This window comes from Arthrobacter sp. efr-133-R2A-63 (genome assembly GCF_030209795.1).
Taxonomy (GTDB): domain Bacteria; phylum Actinomycetota; class Actinomycetes; order Actinomycetales; family Micrococcaceae; genus Arthrobacter; species Arthrobacter bambusae_A.
In genome coordinates this window covers 1-26,030 of the sequence record NZ_JARVRG010000022.1, presented here as the reverse complement: position 1 = coordinate 26,030, position 26,030 = coordinate 1, and the positions used below count along the sequence as shown (strand labels likewise).

Annotated in this window: 25 protein-coding genes and 3 riboswitches; of the genes, 14 read left to right on the top strand and 11 right to left on the bottom strand. The window is 64.8% G+C overall.

The window, feature by feature from the left end:
- Genes QRN45_RS12050 through QRN45_RS12040 form a run of 3 tightly spaced genes read left to right on the top strand, consistent with a single transcriptional unit; the run spans position 1 to position 3,382 of the window.
- Positions 1-801 (top strand): ABC transporter ATP-binding protein, encoded by an 801-nt coding sequence (locus QRN45_RS12050; RefSeq protein ID WP_284763514.1) that lies wholly within the window; start codon positions 1-3, stop codon positions 799-801.
- Positions 798-1,559, top strand: coding sequence for an ABC transporter permease (locus tag QRN45_RS12045; RefSeq protein ID WP_264637011.1), 762 nt, complete (start codon positions 798-800; stop codon positions 1,557-1,559). The genes QRN45_RS12050 and QRN45_RS12045 overlap by 4 nt, the downstream gene beginning before the upstream one ends.
- 53 nt (positions 1,560-1,612) lie before the next feature.
- Positions 1,613-3,382, top strand: a complete 1,770-nt coding sequence (locus tag QRN45_RS12040; protein ID WP_284763513.1) for a sialidase family protein — start codon at positions 1,613-1,615, stop codon at positions 3,380-3,382.
- Here QRN45_RS12040 and poxB read toward each other — a convergent pair.
- The 7 genes from poxB to QRN45_RS12005 all read right to left on the bottom strand — a co-directional run bounded on the left by poxB (position 3,342) and on the right by QRN45_RS12005 (position 8,908).
- The gene (gene poxB / locus QRN45_RS12035; protein ID WP_284763512.1) at positions 3,342-5,078 is read right to left on the bottom strand and encodes a ubiquinone-dependent pyruvate dehydrogenase; all 1,737 of its coding nucleotides are present in this window, start codon (positions 5,076-5,078) and stop codon (positions 3,342-3,344) included. The two genes, QRN45_RS12040 and poxB, sit on opposite strands and share 41 nt — an antisense overlap.
- A gap of 102 nt (positions 5,079-5,180) precedes the next feature.
- The gene (locus QRN45_RS12030) at positions 5,181-5,582 is read right to left on the bottom strand and encodes a YccF domain-containing protein (RefSeq protein ID WP_078107460.1); all 402 of its coding nucleotides are present in this window, start codon (positions 5,580-5,582) and stop codon (positions 5,181-5,183) included.
- A 64-nt stretch (positions 5,583-5,646) separates the two neighbouring features.
- Positions 5,647-6,723 (bottom strand): ATP-dependent DNA ligase, encoded by a 1,077-nt coding sequence (locus tag QRN45_RS12025; RefSeq protein WP_264637014.1) that lies wholly within the window; start codon positions 6,721-6,723, stop codon positions 5,647-5,649.
- Between the two features lie 65 nt (positions 6,724-6,788).
- Positions 6,789-7,265: a hypothetical protein gene (locus QRN45_RS12020; RefSeq protein ID WP_284763511.1), complete on the bottom strand. Its 477-nt coding sequence runs from the start codon at positions 7,263-7,265 to the stop codon at positions 6,789-6,791.
- Positions 7,266-7,402: 137 nt separating this feature from the next.
- On the bottom strand, positions 7,403-7,864 hold the full coding sequence (locus QRN45_RS12015; RefSeq protein WP_078107457.1) for an SRPBCC family protein: 462 nt from the start codon (positions 7,862-7,864) through the stop codon (positions 7,403-7,405).
- Positions 7,861-8,211 carry an ArsR/SmtB family transcription factor gene (locus QRN45_RS12010; RefSeq protein ID WP_241710152.1) on the bottom strand — a complete coding sequence of 117 codons (351 nt, stop codon included), beginning with the start codon at positions 8,209-8,211 and terminating at the stop codon, positions 7,861-7,863. The genes QRN45_RS12015 and QRN45_RS12010 overlap by 4 nt, the downstream gene beginning before the upstream one ends.
- Positions 8,212-8,311: 100 nt before the next feature.
- The gene (locus tag QRN45_RS12005) at positions 8,312-8,908 is read right to left on the bottom strand and encodes a phosphoribosylanthranilate isomerase (RefSeq protein ID WP_241710153.1); all 597 of its coding nucleotides are present in this window, start codon (positions 8,906-8,908) and stop codon (positions 8,312-8,314) included.
- A 133-nt stretch (positions 8,909-9,041) separates the two neighbouring features.
- Here QRN45_RS12005 and QRN45_RS12000 point away from each other — a divergent pair, with 133 nt between their 5' ends.
- From QRN45_RS12000 to QRN45_RS11980, 5 genes are all read left to right on the top strand, one after another.
- Complete coding sequence (locus tag QRN45_RS12000; protein WP_284763510.1) at positions 9,042-9,701, top strand: HutD/Ves family protein; 660 nt, start codon at positions 9,042-9,044, stop codon at positions 9,699-9,701.
- Between the two features lie 199 nt (positions 9,702-9,900).
- Positions 9,901-9,966, top strand: a riboswitch (guanidine-III (ykkC-III) riboswitch).
- A 9-nt stretch (positions 9,967-9,975) separates the two neighbouring features.
- On the top strand, positions 9,976-10,290 hold the full coding sequence (locus tag QRN45_RS11995; protein WP_241710155.1) for a DMT family transporter: 315 nt from the start codon (positions 9,976-9,978) through the stop codon (positions 10,288-10,290).
- A gap of 2 nt (positions 10,291-10,292) precedes the next feature.
- Positions 10,293-10,658, top strand: coding sequence for a DMT family transporter (locus QRN45_RS11990; protein WP_284763508.1), 366 nt, complete (start codon positions 10,293-10,295; stop codon positions 10,656-10,658).
- 69 nt (positions 10,659-10,727) lie between these two features.
- Positions 10,728-11,747 (top strand): aldo/keto reductase, encoded by a 1,020-nt coding sequence (locus QRN45_RS11985; RefSeq protein WP_284763507.1) that lies wholly within the window; start codon positions 10,728-10,730, stop codon positions 11,745-11,747.
- Between the two features lie 36 nt (positions 11,748-11,783).
- Positions 11,784-12,434 carry an MBL fold metallo-hydrolase gene (locus QRN45_RS11980; RefSeq protein ID WP_264637020.1) on the top strand — a complete coding sequence of 217 codons (651 nt, stop codon included), beginning with the start codon at positions 11,784-11,786 and terminating at the stop codon, positions 12,432-12,434.
- A 111-nt stretch (positions 12,435-12,545) separates the two neighbouring features.
- Here QRN45_RS11980 and QRN45_RS11975 read toward each other — a convergent pair whose 3' ends face one another.
- Positions 12,546-14,279, bottom strand: coding sequence for a DEAD/DEAH box helicase (locus tag QRN45_RS11975; RefSeq protein ID WP_241710159.1), 1,734 nt, complete (start codon positions 14,277-14,279; stop codon positions 12,546-12,548).
- Positions 14,280-14,694: 415 nt separating this feature from the next.
- Here QRN45_RS11975 and QRN45_RS11970 point away from each other — a divergent pair, with 415 nt between their 5' ends.
- Positions 14,695-15,417, top strand: coding sequence for an SAM-dependent methyltransferase (locus QRN45_RS11970; protein WP_241710160.1), 723 nt, complete (start codon positions 14,695-14,697; stop codon positions 15,415-15,417).
- Here QRN45_RS11970 and QRN45_RS11965 read toward each other — a convergent pair.
- Positions 15,414-16,928, bottom strand: a complete 1,515-nt coding sequence (locus tag QRN45_RS11965; RefSeq protein WP_241710161.1) for an MFS transporter — start codon at positions 16,926-16,928, stop codon at positions 15,414-15,416. The genes QRN45_RS11970 and QRN45_RS11965 overlap by 4 nt on opposite strands.
- A gap of 152 nt (positions 16,929-17,080) precedes the next feature.
- On the opposite strand from QRN45_RS11965, the gene QRN45_RS11960 reads away from it, so the two are divergent.
- Both QRN45_RS11960 and QRN45_RS11955 read left to right on the top strand, forming a co-directional pair.
- Entirely contained in the window at positions 17,081-18,346 is a 1,266-nt protein-coding gene (locus QRN45_RS11960; protein ID WP_284763506.1) for an alkaline phosphatase family protein, read from the top strand.
- The gene (locus tag QRN45_RS11955) at positions 18,343-19,494 is read left to right on the top strand and encodes an alkaline phosphatase family protein (RefSeq protein WP_284763505.1); all 1,152 of its coding nucleotides are present in this window, start codon (positions 18,343-18,345) and stop codon (positions 19,492-19,494) included. Before QRN45_RS11960 ends, QRN45_RS11955 begins: the two co-directional genes overlap by 4 nt.
- Here QRN45_RS11955 and QRN45_RS11950 read toward each other — a convergent pair.
- On the bottom strand, positions 19,491-20,555 hold the full coding sequence (locus QRN45_RS11950; RefSeq protein ID WP_284763504.1) for an Lrp/AsnC family transcriptional regulator: 1,065 nt from the start codon (positions 20,553-20,555) through the stop codon (positions 19,491-19,493). The genes QRN45_RS11955 and QRN45_RS11950 overlap by 4 nt on opposite strands.
- Positions 20,556-20,699: 144 nt before the next feature.
- Here QRN45_RS11950 and QRN45_RS11945 point away from each other — a divergent pair, with 144 nt between their 5' ends.
- Positions 20,700-21,920, top strand: coding sequence for a M20 metallopeptidase family protein (locus QRN45_RS11945; protein ID WP_284763503.1), 1,221 nt, complete (start codon positions 20,700-20,702; stop codon positions 21,918-21,920).
- Positions 21,921-21,947: 27 nt separating this feature from the next.
- Positions 21,948-23,240 carry an MFS transporter gene (locus tag QRN45_RS11940; protein WP_241710166.1) on the top strand — a complete coding sequence of 431 codons (1,293 nt, stop codon included), beginning with the start codon at positions 21,948-21,950 and terminating at the stop codon, positions 23,238-23,240.
- 72 nt (positions 23,241-23,312) lie between these two features.
- Here the strand turns inward: QRN45_RS11940 and QRN45_RS11935 are convergent, their stop codons facing one another.
- On the bottom strand, positions 23,313-24,608 hold the full coding sequence (locus QRN45_RS11935; protein WP_284763502.1) for an MFS transporter: 1,296 nt from the start codon (positions 24,606-24,608) through the stop codon (positions 23,313-23,315).
- 102 nt (positions 24,609-24,710) lie between these two features.
- Here QRN45_RS11935 and trmB point away from each other — a divergent pair, with 102 nt between their 5' ends.
- Positions 24,711-25,634, top strand: coding sequence for a tRNA (guanosine(46)-N7)-methyltransferase TrmB (gene trmB, locus QRN45_RS11930; protein ID WP_284763501.1), 924 nt, complete (start codon positions 24,711-24,713; stop codon positions 25,632-25,634).
- A gap of 86 nt (positions 25,635-25,720) precedes the next feature.
- A riboswitch (glycine riboswitch) is annotated at positions 25,721-25,820 on the top strand.
- 1 nt (position 25,821) lies between these two features.
- A riboswitch (glycine riboswitch) is annotated at positions 25,822-25,925 on the top strand.
- Positions 25,926-26,030: the final 105 nt, after the last annotated feature.

The following is a 26,030-nucleotide window of genomic DNA, read 5'->3' as shown; positions in this document are numbered from 1 at the left end:
ATGACCAACGCACCCATCACCCCCGAACCCGCGATCCGCGTGCGTGCCATCGAAAAATCCTACAAGGAACTGCGCGTGCTCCGCGGCGTGGACTTCGACGTGGAACCGGGCACCATCTTCGCCCTTCTTGGCTCCAACGGAGCAGGAAAGACCACGATGGTGAAAATTCTGTCCACACTGCTGAGCCCGGACGCCGGTTCTGCCAGCGTCAATGGATTCGACGTCGCGGCCCACTCGGAGCGGGTGCGGGAATCCATCAGCCTGACCGGACAATTCGCAGCAGTCGATGAAATCCTCTCCGGTCGGGAAAACCTGGTGCTCGTTGCCAGGTTGCGGCACCTGAAGGATCCCGGCCAGGCGGCGGATGATCTTCTGGCGCGCTTCAATCTCTCGGAGGCAGCATCCCGCAAAGTGTCCGCGTATTCAGGAGGCATGCGCCGTCGCCTTGACATCGCCATGAGCTTGATCGGGCAGCCCGAGGTGATTTTCCTCGATGAGCCGACCACCGGGCTCGACCCTGAGGCGCGCATCGAAGTGTGGCAGGTAATCCAGGAGCTCGCGAAACGGGGCACCACCGTACTGCTCACCACGCAGTATCTCGATGAGGCTGAACAACTCGCGGACCGGATCGCCATCCTTCATCAGGGGCGGATCATCGCGAACGGCACCCTCGCCGAGCTCAAGCAACTACTTCCGCCAGCGAAGGTCGAGTACGTCGAAAAGCAGCCCACCCTGGAGGATATCTTCCTCGCGCTGGTGGGGAACGAGGGCAAGGTCGCGTCAAGTAAGGAGCAGTCATGAGCACACACTTCTTCGGAGACACGGCCGTCTTGCTGGGCCGCTCCATGCGTCACATCTTCCGCAGCGCGGACACCATCATCACCACCGCGATCACGCCTATCGCCCTCATGCTGCTGTTCGTCTACGTGTTCGGCGGAGCCATCAAGACAGGCACCGAGAACTACGTCAATTACTTGCTGCCGGGAATCATGCTGATCGCGATCGCATCGGGCATCGCGTACACCGCCGTTCGCTTGTTCACTGACATGAAGAGCGGCATTTTCGAGCGGTTCCACTCCATGCCGATCGCACGATCATCCGTGCTATGGGCACATGTGCTGACCTCCATGGTGGCCAACGGTATCTCCCTCGTGATCATCGTGCTGGTAGCCCTCCTGATGGGATTCCGCACGTCGGCAAGCCTGCTGTCCTGGCTCGCGATCATTGGAATCCTGGCACTCTTCACTCTCGCGCTGACCTGGCTCGCCATTATCGCGGGCCTGACGGCCAAGTCCGTGGACGGCGCCGGCGGGTTCTCCTACCCGCTCATCTTCCTGCCGTTCATCAGTTCAGCCTTCGTCCCCACGGCCACCATGCCGGGTCCCGTGCGTGCGTTCGCCGAGAACCAGCCGGTCACGTCGATCGTCAACACCATTCAGGATCTGTACGAACAACGGCCGATCGGCAGCGACATCTGGGTCGCCCTAGCATGGTGCCTCGGCATCCTGGTTCTCGCGTACTTCTTCGCGGCGGCGGCCTACCGGCGCAAGATCAGCTGAGGACGGCCTCGGAAGGGCGCGGGTCCGAAGGCGTCGCCTCGTATCATGGAGGTGTGACCTCCTACCTTCAACGCAATGGTGCCGAACTCCCCCAAGCCCGTCCCGACGTCGAGCACGTCCTGGCGGTGCGCGGCACGGGAGGCTACCGCCAGTACCGCATCCCTGCGCTGGCCGTCTCGACGGCGGGGACAGTGCTCGCCGCCTATGACGGAAGGCCGAACCTGGACGACCTCCCCAATCCGATCGACCTCCTTCTCCGGCGCAGCACGGACCATGGCCGCAGCTGGGAAGAGCAGCAGGTGGTCCGCAGCGGCGTCGGTCTCAACGGATACGGCGATCCGAGCCTCCTGGTGGACGCCGCGACCGGGCGGATTTTCATGTTCCACGCCGCCGGGACGCATGCCGGTTTCTTCGAGGCGGTGGCCGGGCTGGAACCGGATGACGACGTGCAGCACTGCGACGTCAGCTTTTCCGACGACGACGGCGTCACCTGGGAGCATCGGCGGCTCACCGGTCAGCTCAAGCCGGGCCGTGTTGCCGGTGCCCGCGCCGGTGCCCGAGACCGCGGCATCACAGGGATCTTCGCCGCGGCCGGGCAGGGAATCCAGATGCACGCCGGTCCGTTAGCCGGACGCCTGGTGCAACAATTCGTCGTCCTCGTGGACGGCGAAATCATGGCGGCTTCGGCGTACAGCGACGATCACGGTGAGAACTGGACGCTCGGATCGCTGATCGGAAAGGGTCAGGGCCGGGTCGGCCCCAACGAGAACAAGGTCGCTTGCCTGGACGACGGCCGCCTCCTGCTGCACTCGCGCGCCACTCCCCGGCGGCTGGCGGCAATCTCCCATGATGGCGGCGAGACGTGGAGCCAGCTGGAACCGGTCGAAGACCTCCCCGACCCGAGCGACAACGGCTCGCTTGTCCGCTTCGACGGCCTGCCGAATGTGGCTTCGCTCGCCACCCCTGCCACCCACAGCTGGTTGCTCGCGAGCAACAACCAGGACACTTCCTTGCGACGCAATACGGTCCTCAGCCTCTCCACGGACAACGGGGCCAGCTGGCCCGCCAAGCTGGTCCTGTGCGAGGGCAGCTCGGCGTACTCGACGGCCGCGCGGCTCCCGGATGGCAACGTCGGCGTCTTGTACGAGCGGCAGGGATACCGCGAGATCGTGTTCGTTTCCGTGCCGGTGGAGCAGCTGACAGGACAGCTTTCAGGCCCAGTAGGCCCGGCGGGATCGCTTGAAACCCGGCCCGACGGCCTCGAGTTTCACATGGAACTGCGCTCCATCACCCCCGGCCGACCCGCGGTGTGGCGGAACGCCGGCGAGTTCCACGTCATCGCCGCGGACAACGACGGTGACTGGGACGCGCAGACCTGGAAGGAAATCGGCCAAGGCTACTCACCGGAGCAGGCGCAGATCCTCGGAACCCGCGAAGCCCAGGATCTTAACTACGGGCCCATCATTCCGGGCTACAAAGCCGGGGACATCCTCGCTTTCACCGGACGCGCCCGCAACCTCGGCACCCAAGCGGCGTCCGGCGTCGTGCTCCGGGGACCGCATGCGAACCCGGCGGACTTCCCGCCCGCCGATCTTGTACCGGGCGCGGAAGCGCTGTACTTCACGCCGGTGTACACGGTCACCGCGGAGGATCTGGCGCGGGACTCGCTTGAGCTGACTTTCGCGGTGGCGTACGACGGCGGGGCACGGGTCACCGAGCGCAGCTTCAGTTTCGATCTGCGCACCGGAGCCGTGACGGCCAGCTGGTACTCCGGGGTTCGGTTCAGAAGATCTGGCGGATGTTGGTCTTGGCGAGGTCGATGAGCTGGTCGCCGCGGCCGGAGAGGACCGTCCGGATCGCGTAGAGCGTGAAGCCTTTAACCTGTTCGGCACTGATCGCCGGCGGAATCGAAAGTTCCTGCCGGGCCGTGCGGACGTCAATGAGGGCTGGACCGTCGTGGGCGAAGGCTTCAGCCAGTCCCGCCTTCAGCCCGGAGGAGTCGTCCACCCGGATCCCACGGATTCCCAGGGATTCAGCGAGTTTGGCGAAATCCGGGTTCTCCAAGTCCGTGCCGAAATTGACGAAGCCCGCGGCCTTCATTTCGAGCTCCACGAAGTTCAGCGAGGAGTTGTTGAAGACCACCACTTTGACCGGGAGCTTGTTCTGCACCAAGGTGATAAGTTCGCCCAACAGCATGGTCAGGCCGCCGTCGCCGGCCAGGGCCACCACTTGGCGTCCAGGGTACGCGGCCGCCGCACCGATTCCGTGCGACAACGCATTGGCCATGGTTCCGTGGTTGAACGAACCGAGCAGCCGGCGTCGGCCATTCATGCTCAGGTACCGGGCCGCCCACACGGTGGGGGACCCGACGTCGCACGTGAAAACCGCATCCGGGGCCGCCAACTCATCCACGAGCCTGCCCACGAACTGCGGGTGGATCGGCTGGCCGTCCTTGGCCGGAGAAGCCAGGTCGTCGAGTTTGGCGCGCGACTTGGCGTAGTGCTTGAGCGAAGTACTCAGGTGTGTGCGTTTCGCCTTGCGCTCAATCAGCGGCAGGAGCGAGGCCGCAGTGTCCTTGACCGTGCCCACCAGGCCAAGATCGATCCGGGACCGCCGGCCAAGCTGTTCGCCCCTGATATCCACCTGGATGATCTTTGCGTTCTCCGGGTAGAACTGCTGGTACGGAAAATCGGTGCCCAGCATGAGCAGGGCCTCGCAGCTCTCCATCGCGCGGTAGCCGGAACTGAACCCCAAAAGGCCCGTCATGCCGACGTCGAACGGGTTGTCGTACTCGATGTGCTCCTTGCCGCGCATCGCGTGGACAATCGGCGCCCCCAGTGCGTCGGCCAGAGCCATGACCTCGGCGTGCGCGCCCGCGGTGCCGGCACCGGCCAGGATGGTGACTTTGCCGGCCGAGTTGAGAATGGCCGCCGCCTCGGCGAGTTCCCGGGGGTTGGGCCGGATCTCCGGCCGGGCGGCCCGGATCACGGCGGTCCGGTCGCTCTGCGCCTCCGCGAGGGCCACGTCGCCGGGAATCACGACGACGGCGACGCCCCGCTTCTCGACCGCCGTCCGCATCGCGATTTCCAAGACCCTGGGCATCTGGGAAGGATGGGCGACGTGTTCGACATAGACGCTGCACTCCCGGAACAACTCCTGGGGATGTGTCTCCTGGAAGTACTGGCTGCCGATCTCTTCGCTCGGAATGTGGGCGGCGATGGCCAGCACGGGAACCCTTGACTTGTTGGCGTCATAGAGGCCGTTGATCAGGTGCAGGTTGCCGGGGCCGCAGGATCCGGCGCACACCGCGAGTTCATCCGTGAGGCCCGCCTCGGCTGCGGCTGCCAACGCGGCGGCTTCCTCATGGCGGACGTGCACCCAGCGGATGCCCTCTTCCTCCCTCAGCGCGTCCGTGAATCCGTTCAGGGAATCCCCTGGGATCCCGTAGACGCGCTGGACGTTGTTGGCTTTGAGGGTGGCGACGATGTTCTTGGCAACAGTGTTCCTGGCGGCGGACATGGACTGTTCCTTTCGAGGGGAGGCAGTGCAGACAGGGCCTACGCTACTCCGGAACGGTCCATGGCGCCTGACGCGCGACGCCGGATGGCCGGCGCCGCGGGGCTAGTGGTAAGTGCTGACGAACGGGCGGTTGCTAGGCACGATCTGCTTGCCCAGCGGCATAAGCGATACCGGGATGAGCTTCAGGTTGGCGATGGCCAGCGGGATCCCGACGATAGTGATAGCCATGGCGAAGGCCGTGACCACGTGCCCGATCGCGATCCAAATGCCTGCAACCAGCAACCAGATGACGTTGCCCAAGAGGGTAAAGACGCCCGCGCTCCCGGGCTTGTCCACGACCATGCGACCAAACGGCCACAGCGTGTAGGAGGCAATCCGGAACGACGCAATGCCCCACGGGATGGTGACGATCAACAAGCAGCAGACGATTCCGGCCATGAAGTATCCCAAGGCCAGAACGAAGCCACCGCAAACAAGCCAGATGATGTTGAGCAGCGTTTTCATATCTTCCATTGTCCCTTGCTGGATGCGGCCTGGGCCTAGGGGTTCGCCCTGAAATCCCCCTGATTTACGGTTTTCCTGTATCCAGGACCGCTGACAAATCGAACTTTACGGGTTCCTCAAGCTGCTCATAGGTGCACGACTCCGGCTCCCTGTCCGGCCGCCACCGCACGAACTGCGTGGTGTGCCTGAACCGCTCCCCTTCCATATGGTCGTAAGCCACTTCCACAACGAGTTCGGGCCGCAGGGGCGTGAACGACAGGTCCTTCCCTGCGCTCCAACGGCTGCCTTCGGCGTTCCGGGGTGTCCGGCTGCCTTCCTCCTGCTCGGCCCACGCCCAGGGATGCCCATCGAACCCGGTCACGAGGGGTTGGAGTTCGTCGAACAGTTCCTTGCGTCTTTGCATCGAGAAGGAACCCACCACGCCCACGTTGGACAACCGGCCGCCGTCGTCATAAAGCCCCAACAAGAGCGAACCAATAAGGTCACCACCGGTCTTATGAACGCGGTAGCCGGCCACAACGCAGTCGGCGGTCCGCTGGTGTTTGACCTTGAACATCACGCGCTTGTCCGGTTGGTAGGTACCATCCAGCGGCTTGGCGAGCAGGCCGTCCAGGCCTGCGCCCTCGAACTGCTTGAACCACTGCTCCGCCGTTCCCTTGTCCCGCGTTGCCGCAGTGAGGTGGATGGGAGCGGCGGCGTCTGCGAGTGCTTGTTCAAGCGCTGCCCGCCGCTCGGCGAAGGGCCGTCCCGTGAAGTCCTCATCGCCAAGGGCGAGCAGGTCAAAGGCCACGAATTTCGCCGGCGTCTGCTCGGACAACAGCTTGACCCTGCTGGCTGCCGGATGGATGCGTTGCTGGAGGGCTTCAAAGTCAAGGCGGTCACCGGATTCGCCCACCAGGATGATCTCGCCGTCGAGGACGCAGCGTTCCGGCAGGTTTGCCTTCAACGCCTCGATGAGCTCCGGGAAGTACCGGTTCATGGACTTCTCGTTGCGACTACCGATTTCAACGTCGTCACCGTCACGAAAAACGATGGAACGGAAACCATCCCATTTAGGCTCGTAACTCATGGCGCCGTCGGGGACGGCGCCGACCGCCTTGGCAAGCATGGGCGCGACAGGGGGCATGACCGGCAGTTGCATGAAGCCATTCTTGCCGCGGCACCGGGACCGCGCTACCCGTTCATTCGCTTAAGTGGATAAAAGGATTACTTGCAGTTGGCGCTCAGCCAGGCGGTGACGGGAGCCATCGCCTTTTCGAACTTGCCGCTCGAGTAGACCGTTTGGTCTTTCAAGCCCGCGATTGCGGTGTCCTTGAGATTGGTGAAATCAGCCTTGAGCGCATCCGGGACGCGATCCGCCGTGGCGGCAAGCTCGGTCTTGTATTGCTCCAGCTCGGCGGTCTTTCCCTGCGCCGCCGACATCGGCAGCAACGAAGCTCCCGTGGCCTCTTGAGAGATGGTGGAACACATGTCGGCTGCCGATGCGAAGCCTCCGAATGGACCTGATGATGGAGTTGGGCTGGCACTTGCGGACGCGGTGTCGCCCGCCGAAGAGGACGACGGCGTTGCCGCCGCGGCGGAGCCCCCTCCCTGGGTGGAGCAGCCGGACAGCGCCAGTGCGGCGAAGAGCGCGACTGTCAGGTATCGAAGAGGGCTATTAAGGGCTTTGGGAAGGATTTTCAAAGGTCGCATTCTGCTTGATCGTCTATCTCCGGAACCGTTCGGCCGCCGGAGCAATGGCATTCTGTCCCCGCCGTGGAGTGTAGCCCGGATGGGCACCGACCTTCCAAGTTGACTTCGGCCCCCTTTTGGACGCCTTCCTATTCCCGCGCCAGCAATGTGTCCAGTTTGGTGAACGAGGTGCCCCATCCCTCGCGGGTCATGTCCACCCATTCGTCGGAATCGAAGGGACCTTGGGTGAGATGAAGTCGCGTACGGCCCCCATCCAGTACCTCGAACTCAAGGCGCATTTCCAGCAAAAGCGTGATCCCGGCGTCGGGCTCGGCTTTCTGGGTGGCGACCAGTAGGGCGGGCGGATCGTACGCGGTGATGACCGCGTCGATGGGTGATTCCTTGGCGACGCCGTTCTCGTCCCACGTCATGACGAGCTGCCAGACTCCGCCCACCCGGGGGTCCACGGCGATCCGCTCGCGGGGCGAATCGACGCCGACCGGCCCGAACCATGCGGCAAGCTGATCGGGGTCCACGAAAGCTTGGAAGACGAGCTCGCGCGGGGCCTCGAATTCCCGGGTCATGGTGAGGATGTGCTGTTCCGTGTTCATTGCTTGACTCCTGGATCCTGTAAATCGTGCTGAATTTTGCGTAGGTGGGCGTCGAGGCGGATGAAACTGGCATCCCAGAAGCGCCTGTATCCGTCCATCCATTCGGTGGCTTCGCGCAGCGGTTCCGCTTCCAACTTGGAAGACCGCCATTGCGCATTCCGGCTCCGGCTGATCAGTCCCGCATTTTCCAGGACCTTGAGATGCCGGGAGACGGCGGGAAGGCTGATGTCGAACGGTTCGGCAAGCTCGTTCACGGTGGCCTCACCCTCCGAAAGCCGGGCCAGAATGGCCCTACGGGTGGGGTCGGCAAGTGCCGAGAAGATGAGACTGAGCCGGTCGGTGGACATCACTGGCCTTCGTATTTAACTGATCTGCTAATTAACCGATGCATTAAATATGCGACGCCGGACGGAGGCAGTCAAGGGTTTCGGGCGTTTGGTGGGGGCGTCAGGCTTTTGCGGCCTGGACAAACGCGCGCACGAGGTCGAGGTCCTTGACACCGCGAGAGGACTCCACGCCGCTCGACACGTCGACGCCCCAAGCCTCGGCTTCGAGCGCGGCGGCTCCGACATTGGACGGGGTCAATCCTCCGGCCAACAACCAATGGCGTGAGCCCAAGCCAAGCTTTCGGACCGAGGAATAGTCCCATGCCTCACCCGAACCCGGCACGGCGGCGTCGATCAGGAGAAGGTCCTCTCCCCACTCCTCGAACTCGTCCTGAGCGGCACCCATGGTGACGGCCCGGATGAGGCGCATGCCGGCGTCGTGCACGGTTTCCACGTCTTCCGGCGAGCGGCTGCCGTGGAGCTGGACCCACTCGAGGCCGGCCTCGCGCGCGGTTGCGAGGGCGTCGGCGGCTGTTTCGTGGCGGAAGACTCCGACGGCGGCAACACCTTCCGGTACATACGCCAGCAAATCCCGGGCACGGCTTGGCGATACCTCGCGCGGGCTCTTCGTCAGCACGAAACCCACGGCGTCCGCGCCGGACTCGACGGCAGCGTGGACGGATTCAGGCGTGCTCAAACCGCACACTTTGACGAACATTCCGCGCCTCCAACCGTTTACCTCCCTACGACGTTAGCAAGGGCCTCCGGGATTGTTGAACCGCGCCAAGGTTGCACGGATGTTACGCCGGCGTTCAGCAGGCCGCCGACGCGCTCGGGCTAGGCTGGAGCGCATGGAGATCATCCGCTTTGCCGAGCTCAAACCCGAACCGTGGCGCAACGGAGGCGGGGTGACCCGCGAAATCGCCAGCCATCCGAAAGCGGCGTCGGCGCAAGACGGAGCGTGGGACTGGCGGGTCAGCATCGCGGACGTCGGATCGGCCGGCGCATTCTCGACGTTCCCTGGCATGGAGCGAGTCATTACTGTGATCGACGGCGAATTGCTGCTGCTCACGGTGGACGGCGAAGAGCACCCTTTGGAAAAGTACCGGCCATTCCGGTTTTCGGGCGAGGCTGCTTCGACCAGCGCACTCCCCACCGGCGACATCCGGGACCTCAACGTGATCGCCCGGGCCGGCGAATTCAAGGGGTACACGTCCATTATCGAACTCTCCAAGAAGCGCGCACACCCGGTATTCGAAGGCCAGCTCGCAGTCCTCTTGGAGGGCAAGGCTTCTGTTAGTCCCGGCGCGGAGACTTCGGATGTGTCTGCGGACGGCCCGGCAGGCTCCAACGGCTCAGCCGATGGAACCGCGGCTGACGTACCTACCGAGTCCGTCGAACTCGGCCGCTACGACGCAGTAGTAGGTTCCGACACCCGCAGCCCGGAAGTCCTGGGCCGTGGATTCCTCGCCGTCATCTCGATCGACCGCGTGGAGCATGCGCCCTCCTAGGTCCCAGCACTGGACATAATGCCAACATGCCCATTCGCTGAGCCGAAGACTGGACATGTCCCTCGTGGCGTCGGCGGTATGCCCACTCCCCGAGCCCAGCACTGGACATGTCCCTCGGTAAAGCGCTCAACCGCGCATGTCCCTTGGTGAGGCTCGCCACCAAAGCTGGCCACCCGGCTTCGGGCTTTGCTAGCCTCGAAGGAAGGCCCGCACAGGGACCTCCGGACGACGGTTCAGTACCCGGCACGCGACAAGACTGGCCAAAGGATCCGTCATGTCGTGGTTAATCCTCATTCTGTCCGGCGCGCTCGAAGCCGTTTGGGCCGCAGCGCTCCACCGCTCCAAAGGCTTCCGCCGGCCATTGCCCTCCGCTGTCTTCCTCGTCAGCGTGACCGCGAGCACCGCAGGACTGGCGTTCGCAATGCAATCCATCCCCACCGGGACCGCGTATGCGGTGTGGGTTGGAGTCGGCGTCGTCCTCACGGCGGCTTACGCGATGATCACCAAAGTTGAGCGCCCGACGGCGGCCCGGCTGCTCCTGCTCGCCGGAATCGGCGTGTGCGTGGTCGGCTTGAAGGTGGTGGCGTAGCCATGACCGCCAAGTTCGCATGGGCTATTCTACTGGCCTCCGCCGTGCTCGAAGCTGTGTGGGCGACGGCCCTCGGGCTGTCGGACGGCTTCAGCCAAGCCCTCCCCACTATTGTCTTCGCCGTCACCGCAACTCTTAGCATGATCGGACTCGGCATCGCAGTGAAGAGGATTCCTCTGGGCACGGCCTACGCCGTCTGGGTCGGGATCGGCGCTGCGCTGACGGTTGGCTGGGCGATGGCCACCGGCGTCGAACCGGCCAGCCCGCTCAAGCTGCTGTTCATTGCCGGAATCGTTGGATGCGCGGCCGGGTTGAAGGCCCTCCCCACGGAGAAGCGTGAAGATGTGACTGAGCCGGCCCAGCGATAAGCGCGGAATACTCCCCCTGCCCATGGAGTTGGCAGCAGTGAGACGAACACTCGGCGAAGGAGAACTACCATGAGCCCGGAAACCACGAATGTACAACTCGGTGATGGCCTGACCGTGAGCCCCCTCGGTTTCGGCGGGATGGCCTTGACCCCCGTTTACGGCGAGGTGGATCCCGCCGAATCCCTCAAGACGCTGCACCACGCCGTGGATGCCGGCATCAGCTTCATTGACACCGCCGATATCTACGGCGCGGGCGACAACGAAGAACTGATCGCGAAGCTGCTGAAGGACCGACGCGACGAGGTCCAGTTGGCCACCAAGTTCGGCATCGTAGGCAACCCGCGCGACGGCTACACAGACGTCCGGGGAGATACCGCGTACGTGGGCCAGGCGGCGGAAGCAAGCCTCCGCCGCCTGGGCACCGACGTCATCGACCTCTACTACATGCACCGCCGCGACCTCCGCGTTCCGATTGTGGAAACCGTGGAGGCCATGGCAGAGCTTGTCCGGGCTGGCAAAGTCCGGCACCTTGGCCTGTCGGAAGTGACAGCCGAGGAGCTGAGGGAAGCCAACGCCGTGCACCCGATCGCAGCGGTGCAGAGCGAGTGGTCGATCTGGAGCCGGGACGTTGAGCGCAACGTCGCCCCGGCTGCGGCCGAGCTGGGTGTCGGATTCGTACCCTATTCGCCGCTTGGCCGGGGATTCCTCACCGGAACGGTCAGCGCCGAGCAACTCGGTGAGAACGACTTCCGGCACCGCATCCCCCGTTTCGCGGACGGCGCGCTCGACGCCAACCAGGCAGTTGTTGCCGCGGTGCGTGCCGTGGCCGCCGAGCTGTCCGAGAGTACCGGCCGGGATGCAACTCCCGCCCAGGTGGCTTTGGCCTGGCTTTTCGCCCAGGGCCGCCGCCTTGGGCTCAGCGTGGTCCCCATCCCCGGCACACGCAAAGCGCACCGGATCGATGAGAACCTGGGCGCCTTGTCGCTCGAGTTGAGTGCCGCCCAACTGGACGTGCTCGACGGCGCCGCGGACGCCGTCGTCGGCTCACGGTCCGCGGATCCCACCTGGGTTTCGCAGGGCCGCGAGTAGTCGGCGAGCCGCACGCGGCTTCCGTAGAGTGGTCGAATGGACTCACTCATTCATTCACTGCGTGACATCACCATCCGGCGAATCTCGGTCAGCGAGATGAACAACAACGTGTACCTGCTCACCGCCAGGGCCAGCGGTGCACAGCTCCTGATCGACGCCGCGGACGACCTTCCGGCCATCCAACAGATGATCGAAGACTCGGCCGCGGACACCACCGCTGCACCGTCGCTGGCCCTCATTGCCACGACGCACCAGCACTGGGATCACGTCCGCGCGCTTCCCGGGTTGGTGGAAGCCACGGGCGCGAAGACTTCGGCCGGAGTGGACGACGCCGATGCGCTGCCCGTGCCGGTGGACGTGCAACTGCACCATGGCGATGTAGGAAAGTTCGACGGTTTCGACATCACCGCGGTGCACTTGCGCGGCCACACTCCGGGTTCGATTGCCTATGTGTACCTGGACCCGGAAGGGCCCGCGCACATTTTCAGCGGCGACTCGTTGTTCCCCGGAGGAGTTGGCAACACGCAGAACGATGCTGCCCGCTTCACGTCGCTGTTGAATGACGTGAGCGAACGGCTGTTCGAGGCCTACCCGGACGACACCGTGGTGCACCCGGGCCATGGAGATCCGACCACGCTCGGTGCGGAGCGGCCACACCTTGCGGAATGGCGCGAGCGCGGCTGGTAGTGCCCCGGGACATGCTCAGCCTTTGAGCCAAGGAGTGGACATATCAGGAATATGTCCACTCCTCTCCACCCACGCTGAGCATGTCCAGTGAAGTGACTAGACCAAGGTTGCTTAGCGGCCGCGGCGTTCGTTCGACGCCGGAGCCGAAGCACGGCGCGGGCCGCTGCGGGCCGGACGACCGGAACCCGAGTTGCCTGAGCCCGAGCCGTAGGAGCCACCGGAGTTGCCGCCCGTGTTCGAGGACCAGACAGCCTTGTTGCCACCGGTGCGCGTTGAGGTTGCGGATTCCGTGCGCGGTGCAGAAGCCGAGCGGTTGCCCGCGGCAGCACGCTGACCTGTCGCCGGTCGGCCGCTGCGACCACCCTGAGCACCTTGGCCACGAGCAGCAGGAACGTCATTGCGGTGAGCAGAAGCAGCGTTGCCGCGTCCGCGCGAGCTGCGGGCGACGTCGTCGTTCGCTGCTGCGCGGCGCTCAGCGCGGTTGATGTCTGTGCGCACGGGCTCGCTCGCAACCTTGCCACGGCCCCCGCGACCACCACGGCCACCCGCAGTGGGTGCAGCCTGGGTGGTGCGACGGTTGCGCTTGCGCTGGGCGTTGGCACCGGTGGAGGTACCGCCGCCCGGCTGCTGGGTCTTCGCTGCGAGCAAGGCGGCGCGAGTGCGCGGGTCAACCTTGTCGGCGACCTGGCCCACGAGCTCGGCAATCAGGGGAGAGTTGGCCGTGACTCGTTCGAACGAGACGTCGACGCCGGCAGCCTTCATGAGCTTCTTGACGTCGGACTGCTGCTCGGGGAGAGTCAGCGTGACCACGGTGCCGTCGGAACCTGCGCGGGCCGTACGGCCGGAGCGGTGCAGGTAAGCCTTGTGCTCTGTGGGCGGGTCGACGTGGATGACGAGTTCGACGTCGTCCACGTGCACGCCGCGGGCCGCGACGTCGGTGGCCACCAGGACCCGGACCTCGCCGCTGGAGAACTCGGCCAGGTTGCGGTCACGGGCATTCTGCGACAGGTTGCCGTGAAGGTCGACAGCGGGGATGCCGCAGTCGGTCAGGGTCTTGGCAAGCTTGCGGGCGTGGTGCTTGGTCCGCATGAAGAGGACGCGGCGGCCGGCGCCGGAGGCCAGCTCCACGATCAGCTGCTTCTTGACGGTCTGGTCGTTGACCACGAGGACGTGGTGCTCCATGGTGGTGACGGCGGCCTGGGGGTCATCCACCGAGTGGGTCAGCGGGTTGGACAGGTAACGGTTGACCAATTTGTCAACACCGTTGTCCAACGTCGCGGAGAAGAGCAGGCGCTGACCCTGGGTAGGAGTCATGTCCATGAGCTTCTTGACCACCGGGAGGAAGCCGAGGTCGGCCATGTGGTCGGCCTCGTCCAGGACGGTGATCTCGACGGCTTCCAGAGTCAGGATGCGCTGGCGGATGAGGTCCTCCAACCGGCCCGGGCAGGCGATGACAATGTCGACGCCGGCGCGCAGCGCCTTTTCCTGCCGGGCCTGGGAGATGCCACCGTAGATGACCGTGGTGTTCAGGCCCATGGCCTTCGCCAGCGGCTCGATGGTGGCGTTGATCTGGGTGGCCAGCTCGCGGGTCGGCGCAAGGACCAGACCCATCGGGCGTCCGGGCTTGCGGAAGTGCTTGGCTTCGCGCTCGGCGAGACGTGCCACAAGCGGGATAGCGAAAGCGATGGTCTTGCCGGAGCCGGTGCGGCCACGGCCGAGGACGTCGCGGCCTGCAAGCGTATCCGGGAGGGTCTTGACCTGGATGGGGAAAGCTTCTTCGATGCCATCTGTAGCGAGGGACTCGGCGATGGCCTTGGGCGTGCCAAGGGCAGCAAAAGTAGTCATGTGTTTCAAAGGTCTTTCTGGCGGTGTCCAACGGACATCGTCCCCCGACGCCGGTTGGGCCAAGGGTTCGCCGAGGAAAAAGTCAGTGATCGACCGGTAGGCAATAAGCCGTGGCCGGGACCAGAGAAAACGCGTTCATCGACGCAGGATGTGCCTCTCACATGAAAAAAGCCCACTTCCCAAGTTTGGAACCAAGCCAAATTCGGGGACTAAGCGGGCATCACTGCACATCAAGTAAACCCATTCTAGCATCCGCGAACAGCCGACCCTCCCACATGGCACCTTCACCCGGGCTTCGTTCCCCAACTGGCTCGCAGTTGTTGTCGTTTTGACGGCTCATAACGACAACAACTGCGAGCCAGTTGGGTGGGGACAGGCGTTGCCTCGCGGGGGCACCTCGGGGCAGGCTTGAGCCATGACGCACCAGCACGACGGCGGAACCCACCTGAACGGCGAAATCCACGACAGCGGAGCCCACCTTCACAGCAACCCTGACCGCGACGCCGACCCGGCGCAGTTCTGGGACGAGGTGTACCGGGAAAAGCCAAAGAGGTGGAGCGGGAATCCCAATCCGCAGTTGATCGCCGAAGCCAAGGGACTGGCTCCCGGGACCGCCCTGGATCTCGGCTGCGGAGAAGGCGCGGACGCGATCTGGCTCGCCCAGCATGGGTGGACGGTGACAGCGGTGGATGTCTCCGCCGTCGCTCTTGAACGGGCAGAAGCCCATGCCGCCGACGTCGGGCTACCTGACCGGATCACGTGGCTGCAGCGGAACTTCGGCTCGTGGCACCCCGACGAGGGCTTCGACCTCGTGTCCTCCCAGTTCCTTCATTCACCGCTCCTTCCGTGGCGCGATTCTCTGGCCTCGGCCGCGGCGGCCGTGGCTCCCGGCGGCGCCTTGCTGGTTGTCGGGCATCATCCGGATGGACTGACTCCGTGGAGCGGGCACAAGGACATGAAGGACAAGTTCTTCACGCCCGAGGACGTGGTGGACGCGCTCACGAGCGGCCCGGGCTCGTGGCGGATCAACGTTGCCGATTCCCGGGAACGCGCGGTGACGGGCCCGGAGGGCCAACACGCCACCACCATCGACAGCGTGCTCCGCGCCACCCGGACGGGCCAGGGCGCGAAGGACTAGGCCCGCACGTCGTCCGCTTCGGCGGCGCTGTGCGCCTCGGCGTCCCCCGCGCGTTCAGCACCCAAAGGCCGGCGGGATGCGACCCGCGGCGCAATGATGAGCCCGACAACGGCGATGGCCGACGTCAGGACGAACACCCCCGCGAAGGAGCCCTCCGTCGTCGTGAGGGCACTGAAGACGAGTCCCGTCACGGCGAGCGAGAGGGCGCCACCAAGGGAGTCGGAAATGGACATCGCAGAACTGTTGAAGCCTTGGTCCTCGGGCTTGGAGAGGGCCAGGGTCATGACACTCAGCCGCGGGTACATCAGTCCCATCCCCGCGCCCGCGAACAGCCAGCCAGCAATCGCCACTGCTGCGGACCACGAAAACACCGTGGTCACGAGGACGATGACCACCGAACCGAGCACCAGCGCAGACCCGATCTTGACCGCCAAGGCATTGCCAAGCCGGGAACCCATGCGGCCTTGGACGGCGGACGCCGCTGCCCAAGCGATCGCCGATCCGGTCAGCGCGAGTCCGGCAAATGCAGGGGCGAACGAGTATCGCTCGGTGAGGAGGTACGGCACGTAAACCTCGGTGCCGAAGAAGGCTGCGGAGGCGACTCCGCGCATGAGGATGACGCTCGGCAGTCCGCGGCGCGCACCGAGGGTGCCGCGCGGGACCAGCGGCCGCACTGCCAGCATGGCCGTGACGAGCGCGACGGCGGCAATCACCCAACCGACGCCGGGCACCTGCCCGGACAAGTTCAGGCCGAGAACGGCAAGGGCTGCGAGCGCGGCCCACCCCATGCGGCCGAACGCCCAGGGAACGACGGCACGTCCGGGCTTTGCCTCACCGGAAGCCACCTTTGGGGAGCCCCCTTCCCGCGCGTCCGCGTCCCGGGAGCCCGCGTCCGGGGCGCCCGTCTTCCGCGCGTCCGGCGCGGAACGTACGCCCCGCATGGCGGGAAGGATCATTGCCAAAGCCGGAACCACGAGGCCCACGACGCCGAGAAATACCCAGTGCCAGCTGCTCAACTCCGCAACCACGCCTGCGGCGAAGGGACCGATCATTGAGGGAATGACCCAGGACGCCGAGAACGCAGCGAAGACCTGGGCATGCAACCTGGCTGGGTAGACCCGGGCGATCACGACATACAGCGCCACGGTCATCGCGCCTCCGCCGAGGCCTTGGACGAGCCTGCCGGCCACGAGCATCGGCATGGAAACCGCGGTACCGGCGATGAGCAGCCCAGCCGCGAACAGCGCCACGGATGCGTAGAGCGGGGCGGCGGGACCACGCCGGTCCGCCCAGTTCCCTGCGGCCACCATGCCGATCACGCCCGTGGCCAGCGGACCCGCGAACGCCAACGCATAGAGTCCGGCGCCGTCCAGATCGCGGCTCACGAGCGGCATGATGGTGGTGACGGCCATGGATTCGAAAGCTGCCAGGAAGACCAACGCGCAGGCACCCGCCGTCGCCAGGAGATAAGGGCGTTGCAGTATGCCTGCTGTTGCGTCGTGGCTCGTCATCATCCCAGCCTAGAAGGCCAAGCGGGTTTGGGGGAGCCATTAAAATCCATTCAAGTGATTAACGTTCACCTGAAATTAACTCTGGGCAAACACTGTACTAAATAGCCCACTATCGGTTGTTCCCGTAATCATTCCGTGATCGACTGCTTGGCGTGAACTTCACAAGACGCAATTTCCTGTCAGTTGCCGGATCTGCCACGGCTGCGACGCTTGCCACCGGCGCCACCGTGAGGACTGCGCCTACCGCGGCCACCCTCCCCCCACCCGGCGCTTCCGGGATCGACCACATCATTGTGGTGATGATGGAGAACCGCTCGTTCGACCATTTCCTTGGCTGGATGCCTGGCGCGGATGGGAAACAGGCCGGACTGAGCTACATTGACCGCTACGGGATCCCCCATACAACGCACCACCTGACGGATTTCCAGGGCTGCGGGCATCCGGACCCTGACCATTCCTACGAGGGCGGCCGGATCCAGTTCAACAACGGCAAGAACGATGGCTGGTTGCGGGCAGGCGAGAACGATGAATTCGCGGTCGGATACTACGATTCGAGCGATCTCGATTTCTGGCGCCAAGCTGGTCCCGACTGGACTGTCTGCGACCGTTATTTCGCAGCCACCCTCGCCGAAACATATCCGAACCGCTTCTACCAGCATTCCGCGGCCACGGACAGGCTCCACAACTCGACCGTCACCAGCACCATGCCCACGATCTGGGACCGCTTGGCGGCCGCCGGCGTGCAGGGAAAGTACTACTACGGCGACATTCCGTTCACCGCCCTCTGGGGAACCAAGTACGTCGGCATCTCCAGGCCCTACGCCGAATTCCTCAGCGACTGCAGTTCCGGCAAGCTGCCCTCGGTGTCCTTCGTGGATCCCCGCTTCACGGACGAGTCCAGCGGAACCTCCGGCGACGACCACCCGCACGCCGACATCCGCTCCGGCGAGCTTTTCCTGGCGGAGGTCTACAACGCCGTGACCACGAGTCCCAACTGGGCGAACACGATGCTGGTGGTCAACTACGACGAATGGGGCGGGTTCTACGACCACGTGCCACCGCAAACCGCACCGGACAGCAATCCGGATACCGCCCAGCGCGGCTTCCGCGTCCCGTCCATGGTCATTTCGCCACGCGCCCGCAGGCAATACGTGGCACATGACACCTACGACCACACCTCAGTCCTGAAGGCCATCGAGTGGCGCTGGGGGCTTCAATCCCTGACCCCGCGCGACAACGCCGCCCGCAATATCGCCGAAGTGCTCGATTTCCAGTCGGCACCCAATCTGGCCGCCCCGACGTACCTCGTGCCGCCTTATGCCGCCGGACCGGCATGCTCCCCGGTCGGGCCGCCGGCGGAGGAAGAGTGGACCGGCTTGAAACAGAAAGCACTTGCGGACGGATGGATCTTGCCATGACCTTCAAAAACTTCGCCATTTCCAAAATGCGGCTCGGATTCGCTGCGCTGCTCGTTGTCCTGCTGGGCGCCTCCTGCATCGTCTTCGGATTGCAGCAGACGGAAGCACAGGCAAGCGAACCCCAAACCGCGCAGAGCTCCGGGTATCTCCCGGGAGCGAAGCACGTGTTTGTGATCAACCTCGAAAACAAGGGGTACGACACGACGTGGGGACCGGGTTCGGCGGCGCCGTACCTTTCCACCACACTGCGGAACCAAGGCGTCCTGCTGAACCAGTACTTCGGCACGGCACACAACTCGCAGCCGAACTACGTTGCGCAGATTTCCGGTCAAGGCCCCAACCCGCAGATGCAGGCCGATTGCCAGACCTACTCTCCGTTCGTGAAGACCGGAACGGCAGTGCCCGGCCAAGCCGTTGGAGATGGCTGCGTCTTCCCTGCCGACGTGCCCACCGTGGCCGGCCAATTGACGGCGGCCGGGAAGACCTGGAAAGGCTACATGGAGGACATGGGCACACCGTGCCGCCACCCGGCCCTCGGCGCAGCCGATGATACCCAGAAGGCGAAGGTCGGGGACCAGTACGCCGCCCGACACAATCCCTTCGTCTACTTCGCGGGGATCACGGGATCACCGGACTGTGCGAAGAACGATGTAGACCTCGGGGCCCTGAGCACAGATCTTGCGTCCGTCGCGACTACGCCGAACCTTTCCATGATCACGCCGAACCTTTGCCACGACGGACACGACTCCCCCTGTGTGGACGGACAGCCCGGAGGCCTGACCAGCGCGGATGCATGGCTGAAGCAGTACGTTCCGATGATCACCTCGTCCCCCGCGTTCCGCCAGGACGGTGTCCTGGCGATCACCTTCGACGAATCCGACAGCCCCCAATCGGACGCGTCCGCATGCTGCGGCGAGGGCCCCGGACCCAACTCCCCGCTTCCCGGAATTGTCGGACAAGGCGGCGGCCGGGTCGGCGCTTTGGTTATCTCCCCCTTCACCAAGGGCGGCACGTGGTCCACCACGCCCTACAACCACTACAGCCTGCTGGCCAGCATTGAAGACACTTTCGGCCTCCCCTACCTCGGCTATGCAGGCACACCCGGACTGAACCGCTTCGGACTGGACGTCTACAACGCCGGCCTCTAGGCCAGGCTGGCAGCGGTGGGCGGGACGACAGCGGCGGTCGGCACGACGGCGGCGGTCGGCACGACAGCGCCGGTCGCCGTCGAGTCCGGGTTCAGCATCCAGCCGACCCGCTTGGCCGTGCTCAGCATCACGACGCTTTCGACGAGTTCGATCCCGGGAATGCGTTGCTGGATGGCGAGTTCCATCTCCATGACCTCGGCCAGCGAGCGCAGCCACATGATGATCACAAAGTTGGTGCTGCCGGTGGTGGAGGCGGTGAACCTGACGTTCCTGACGGCCCGTAGCTCTGCGGCCGCGGCTTCGTGCTGGCCTGCTGGAACATTCGCGAACCACTGGCACGTCATGGGATAGCCGGAGAATTGCTGGGCGATCTCGCAGCGGAAGGACAGCATCCGGCTCGCGAGCACGCGGCCGAGCTGCCGCTGCACCGTGGCAGGGTGCCGTCCGAGGGCACGTGCGATCTCCGCGGCGGAGGCCCTTCCATCCCGGGCGAGGAAGGGAAAGAGCGCCATATGGCTCTCCGGCAGCGGGGTGACCTGCGCGTAGGGGGCCGACGGATTGAGCGCTTCCGGCCCGGCGAGGGCGCGCAGCGCCTGCTGCTCCGCCCGGCTCAGGACGTTGAGCCGCCATGCATAGCCGCTCGTGTGGATCCGGGTGCAGAGCGAGGTCCGGTACTTGGTGAGCCCCCGGATTTCCTTGAGCTGGGGCAAGAGCCGGGTGCTGAATTCGCCCAGGTCTTGGGTAATGACGGTGAGCATGAGGTCGCGGTTACTGGCCGCCTCCTCAACCGTGATGATTTCCGGAATCGCCGCGAGCGCGGCCGTCACCTCGGGCCTGAGGTGCATTTCGCAGTCCACGTCCAGCAGGGCGAGGCAGGCATGCTTGGGGTCGCCCATGAGGTGCGCCGTGGTCCAGGCCGCTCCGGACTCGCGCAGGCGGTCCCATCGGGAGGCCAAAGTGGTTGCGTGGACGTCCAGGACCTCAGCGGCGTCGGACCAACTGATCCGCGGCGAGATCTGGAGGGCATTGATCAGCCGCAGGTCCTCTTCACTGAGTTCCATCAGCGATCCCCTCCTATGCGATGCGCGATTCCTGTTAATTCTGGCATGATCCTGAATTTTTTCATGGCTTTTGAAGATTGTGAGGCTAGTCACTTCACAATGGCTATGGATACCTACCAAACGTTCAGGAAACAGGAGAAACAGATGTCGATCGCCTCAGACGCCAAAGAGATGCAGGGAGAAATCGCCCGGTTCCGTCACGAGCTCCACCAGGAACCGGAAATCGGCCTGGACCTCCCGCGCACCCAGGAAAAGGTGCTCAAGGCGCTCGACGGACTCCCGTACGAAATCACGCTTGGCGAGAGCACGACGTCGGTCACCGCGGTCTTGCGCGGCGGCGCGGCACACGCTTCAGCCCGGAAGCCGGCAGTGTTGCTCCGCGCCGACATGGACGGCCTTCCTGTCCAGGAGCGCACCGGCGTCGAGTTCTCCTCGAAGATCGACGGCGCCATGCACGCCTGCGGCCACGACCTCCACACCTCCATGCTCGCCGGAGCCGCAACCCTGCTGGCCGAGCGACGCGATCAGCTGGCCGGCGACGTCGTCCTGATGTTCCAACCGGGCGAAGAAGGCTTCGACGGCGCGGGCCACATGATCCGCGAAGGCGTCCTGGACGCCGCTGGCCGCCGCGTTGACGCCGCCTACGGCATGCATGTCTTCTCCTCCCTGGAGCCATATGGCCAGTTCTGCACCAAACCTGGCGTGATGATGAGCGCCTCGGACGGGCTCTTCGTCACGGTCCTCGGGGCCGGCGGTCACGGCTCGGCGCCGCATGCGGCCAAGGACCCCGTCACGGCGGCCGCGGAAATGGTTACGGCGCTGCAGGTCATGATCACCCGGCAGTTCAACATGTTCGATCCCGTAGTCCTGACCGTGGGCGTCCTGCAGGCAGGTACCAAGCGCAACGTCATCCCCGAATCCGCTCGTTTCGAAGCGACCATCCGCACGTTCTCGGAAGCCTCCCGCGAGCGGATGATGACTGCGATTCCGCAGCTGCTCAAGGGCATTGCCTCCGCGCACGGCCTGGAGGTGGACGTCGACTACCGCGGCGAATACCCCATGACCGTCACTGACGAGGACGAGACCCACACCGCCGAGAACGTCATCTCGGACATGTTCGGCGGTTCCCGGCTCTCCCGCTGGGCCACGCCGATCAGTGGCTCGGAAGATTTCTCCCGGGTCCTGGCCGAAGTTCCCGGAACCTTCGTGGGCCTCAGCGCCGTGCCGCGGGGCGTAGACCACACCACCTCAGCGTTCAACCACTCCCCTTACGCCACGTTCGACGACGGCGTCCTATCCGACGGCGCGGCGCTCTACGCAGAGCTCGCGGTCTCCCGCATCGCCACCCTCGCCGCCGGCAACTAACCACCACCCAAGACCTTGGAGCAAGACATGACCGCAACCGTAGGCGCTTCAGCCACAGTGCAGGTTCACAAGTCCCACCTGCGGACCCTCATCGGCACCGGCATCGGTAACGCCGTCGAATGGTACGACTGGGCAATCTACGCCACGTTTTCGCCTTTCATCGCCAGCGCGTTGTTCAGCAGTGCCGACCCCACGTCCGCGGTCCTCTCCACCCTGGCGATCTTCGCCGTCGGATTCGTGGCCCGGCCGTTCGGCGGTTTCGTCTTCGGCTGGATCGGCGACAGGATCGGCCGCAAGACGTCCATGACGTTCGCGGTAGGCCTCGCGGCTGTCGGCAGCCTGCTGATCGGTATCGCCCCGACATTCCAGGCAGTTGGAGCCTTCGCCTCCGTGATGCTCCTGGTGGCCCGCCTCATCCAGGGCCTCGCCCACGGTGGCGAGCTGCCGTCGTCGCAAACGTACCTGTCCGAAATGGCGCCCAAGGAAAAGCGGGGCTTCTGGGCAACGCTCATCTACACGTCCGGCACCGCCGGCATCCTTGCCGGGACCCTGCTGGGTGCCATCCTGACCGGGGTGCTGAGCAAGGCGGACATGAACGCCTGGGGCTGGCGCGTGCCGTTCCTGGTGGGCGGTGCCTTGGGAATCTATGCCTTGGTCATGCGGGCCAAGATGAAGGAGACCGAGGCGTTCGAAGCCGAGGTGCCGAAGGAAAAGCGCGAGCCCATGTGGCCGCAGATCGTCAAGTACCGCAAGCAGGCCCTGCAGGTGATCGGGCTGACCGTTGGCCTCACCGTTGTCTACTACATCTGGGGCGTCGTGGCTCCGAGCTACGCGGCCAGCTCGCTCAAGATGGATCGTGGAGCAGCCTTGTGGGCCGGTGTTATCGGCAACATCGCTTTCATTGCGTCGCTGCCGTTCTGGGGCAAGCTGTCCGACCGCATCGGCCGCAAGCCCGTGCTGATCGTGAGTTCCGCGGGGGCGGCGTTGCTGCACTTCCCGATGACCTGGCTCCTCAAAGACTCCCCGTGGCAGCTGGCTGTTTCGATGTCTGTCATGTTGTTCTTCATCGCCGGCAGCGCCTCGATTGTCCCTGCCGTGTACGCGGAGCTGTTCCCGACCAAGATCCGCACCGTGGGTGTCGGCGTCCCGTATTCCATCTGCGTTGCGGTCTTCGGCGGGACGGCCCCGTACCTGCAGACGTGGCTCGGCAGCATCGGCCAGGCCAACATGTTCAACGTCTATGCCGTGATCCTTTTGGCCATCGGCATCGCGTTCGCCTTCATGATCCCGGAAACCAAGGGCAAGGACCTGACACACTAAACTCCCCCGCTTGAACCCAACTGGCTCGCAGGTAATGTCGTTTTGAGCCCTCATAACGACAACAACTGCGAGTCAGTTGGGTTGGCCGACGTAGCGGTTCCGGCCCGCGCGAAAGCCGAAGAAAGCAGCCAGGGATCCGACCACGAGGAACAGGATGCCGGCCCCCGCGAAGCCACCGGTCGCTTGGTGCAACTGGCCGACCATCAGGGTTCCCGTGGAGCCCAAGCCATAGCCGACGCCCTGCATCATGCCCGAAAGGTGCGCCGCGGTATGCGAATCACGGGTCCGCAACATGATCATGGTCAACGCCACAGCCGTGAGGCTCCCCTGGCCCAGGCCCAGCAGTCCGGTCCACACCCAAATCAGGTCCGTGGGTCCGAAGATGCTCAAGGCGAAGCCGCCGCCGGTCATCAGCGCAACCACGGTGTTGATAACGCGCTGATCCTTGAACCGGGCTGCGAGCCCCGGAGCGATGAACGAACCAAGCATCTGCAGCACGATCGACACGGACACGATCAGGCCGGCCGTCCCGCCGTCGATCCCGCGGTCACGCAGGATCGGCGCCAACCAGGCGAACACGCTGAAGGACATCATCGCCTGCAACACCATGAAGATGGTGACTTGCCAGGCGACGGCTGAACGCCAGACGTTCGCACCGCCGTCGGCGGCGTTGTGGCGGACGGGATGCTGGCGGATCGCCAGAGGGAGGAAAAGCAAGAGTACGACGGCGGCGGGCAGCGCCCAGAACCACAGCGCCGAGGTCCAGTTTCCGGTCGCCGTGAAGACGGGATAGGTGAAACCGGCGCCAAGCGCTGCTGACGCGCAAATCGCCGTCGTATACAGACCGCCCATGAGTCCGAGCCGGTGCGGGAAATCACGCTTGACCACGCCGGGCAGCAGCACGTTGCAGAGCGCGATCGCGGCGCCGCACGCCGCGGTACCGGCAAGGAGTGCCGGCAAGTGCCCGGCGCCGGCGAGATCCACGGGACGGATCAGCAGTCCCGCTGTGAGCACTACCATCGCGCCGAGCAACACCCTCTCGGCACCGAACCTGCGGGCCAGGATCGGCGCCAGCGGCGCGAAGACACCCAGCAATGTCACCGGCACAGTAGTGAGGACAACCACCGCCCAGCCCGGCAACCCGGCGTCGGCGGTGACTTCCGGAAGGACTGCCGAAAAACTCGAAAAAACCGTCCGCAGATTCAGGCCGATGAGCACCAGGCAGATCCCCAGGAAGACAAGTCCGCCGCGCGTCTTGACCAGCGTGGGCTCGGGCGCGGGAAGCTCGTCGATCTCGGCGTCGACGAGGATCTCGCGGGCGCCGGGGTGCGGCGTAGTGTTCTTGGGGGCGCTTGAAGCGGGGGTCACCGAACCATTCTGGCAGTCATGCTCATACCGGGGCGCCTCATGACGGGAGCGCACCCAGGGTCCGCCGCGGGCGTTTGGTGCCGCAACGGTATTCTGGAGGAGATGAGTGAAACCCCAGAAACCCCTGAAACACCGCAGTCTTCGCGCCCCGTCACCCCCGGCAGCCAGGCCTCCTTCGGCACGTACGGCGGCCGGCCGGTCAGTTTCGTGCGCCGCGGGACGCGGCTTCAGGGCCGCCGCCAGGCCGCGTGGGAGGAACACTCGGACCGCTGGGCCATCCAGGTTCCGCGGCACGTTGCCAACACTTCAGTGCACCCGGACTACGTGTTCGACGCCGAAGCGGAGTTCGGGCGCAAGGCGCCGCTGATCGTCGAAATCGGTTCGGGCCTCGGCGACGCTGTGTGCCATGCGGCCGAGGAGAACCCGGACAAGGATTTCCTCGCCGTGGAGGTCTATACCCCGGGCCTGGCCAACACGATGATCAAGATCAACAGCCGCGGGCTCAGCAACGTACGCGTGGTGGAGGCCAACGCCCCCGAGGTCCTGGCCACCATGCTCCCCGAGGGCTCGGTCAGCGAGCTCTGGGTCTTTTTCCCCGATCCGTGGCACAAGTCCCGGCACCACAAGCGCCGCCTCATCCAGCCGGCGTTCGCTGAACTCGCAGCACGGTCCCTCAAGAAGGGCGGCCTGTGGCGGATCGCCACCGACTGGTCCAACTACGCCATCCACGTCCGCGAGGTCCTCGCCGGCTCCACCGAGTTTGAGAACGTGCACGACGGCGAACGGACCGGCGCTGAGAGCCCCCTCACCCAAGTGTGGGAATCCGGAGTCGAATCCATGGTGGGCGGGGCACCTGTCAAGGAAGGCCGCGCCCCGGTCAGCACCGAGCACACCGGCCCCAACGAGGGAGTGGACCACGTGGGCGGGTGGGCTCCACGCTTCGATGGCCGCATCCGCACCAGCTTCGAAAACAAGGCCCACGAGGCCGGACGCATGATCTTCGACCTCAGCTATCGCAAGATCTAGCTTCACGACCGCGCCTGGGTTCTTTGCGCACCGCACAGGCACCGGATACCATGTGAGACGTGTCACCGAAAGGCGGCACGTGCTTATGATCTGCGGCGGGAGAGTCCTGCCGGTACATTTTCAGCAGGCGCCGTAGGAGCAAATCCTCCCCAGGAATCTCTCAGGCCCATGTACCGCCGCGGCAAGGCAACTCTGGAAAGCAGTCCGGGCAACCGGACTCACCGACGGTGCAAGCGTCCAGCCACAAGGTGGAGACGCGGAAACTCTCAGGTCCAATACAGAGCGGGGAGGAACCGACTCATCGTGACGCGTGAGCGCCACCTGAATTTTGGAGTTCCTCATGACCCTGGCACCTGAAGGCCGTAAGCTGCTGCGCGTTGAACAGCGCAACAAAGC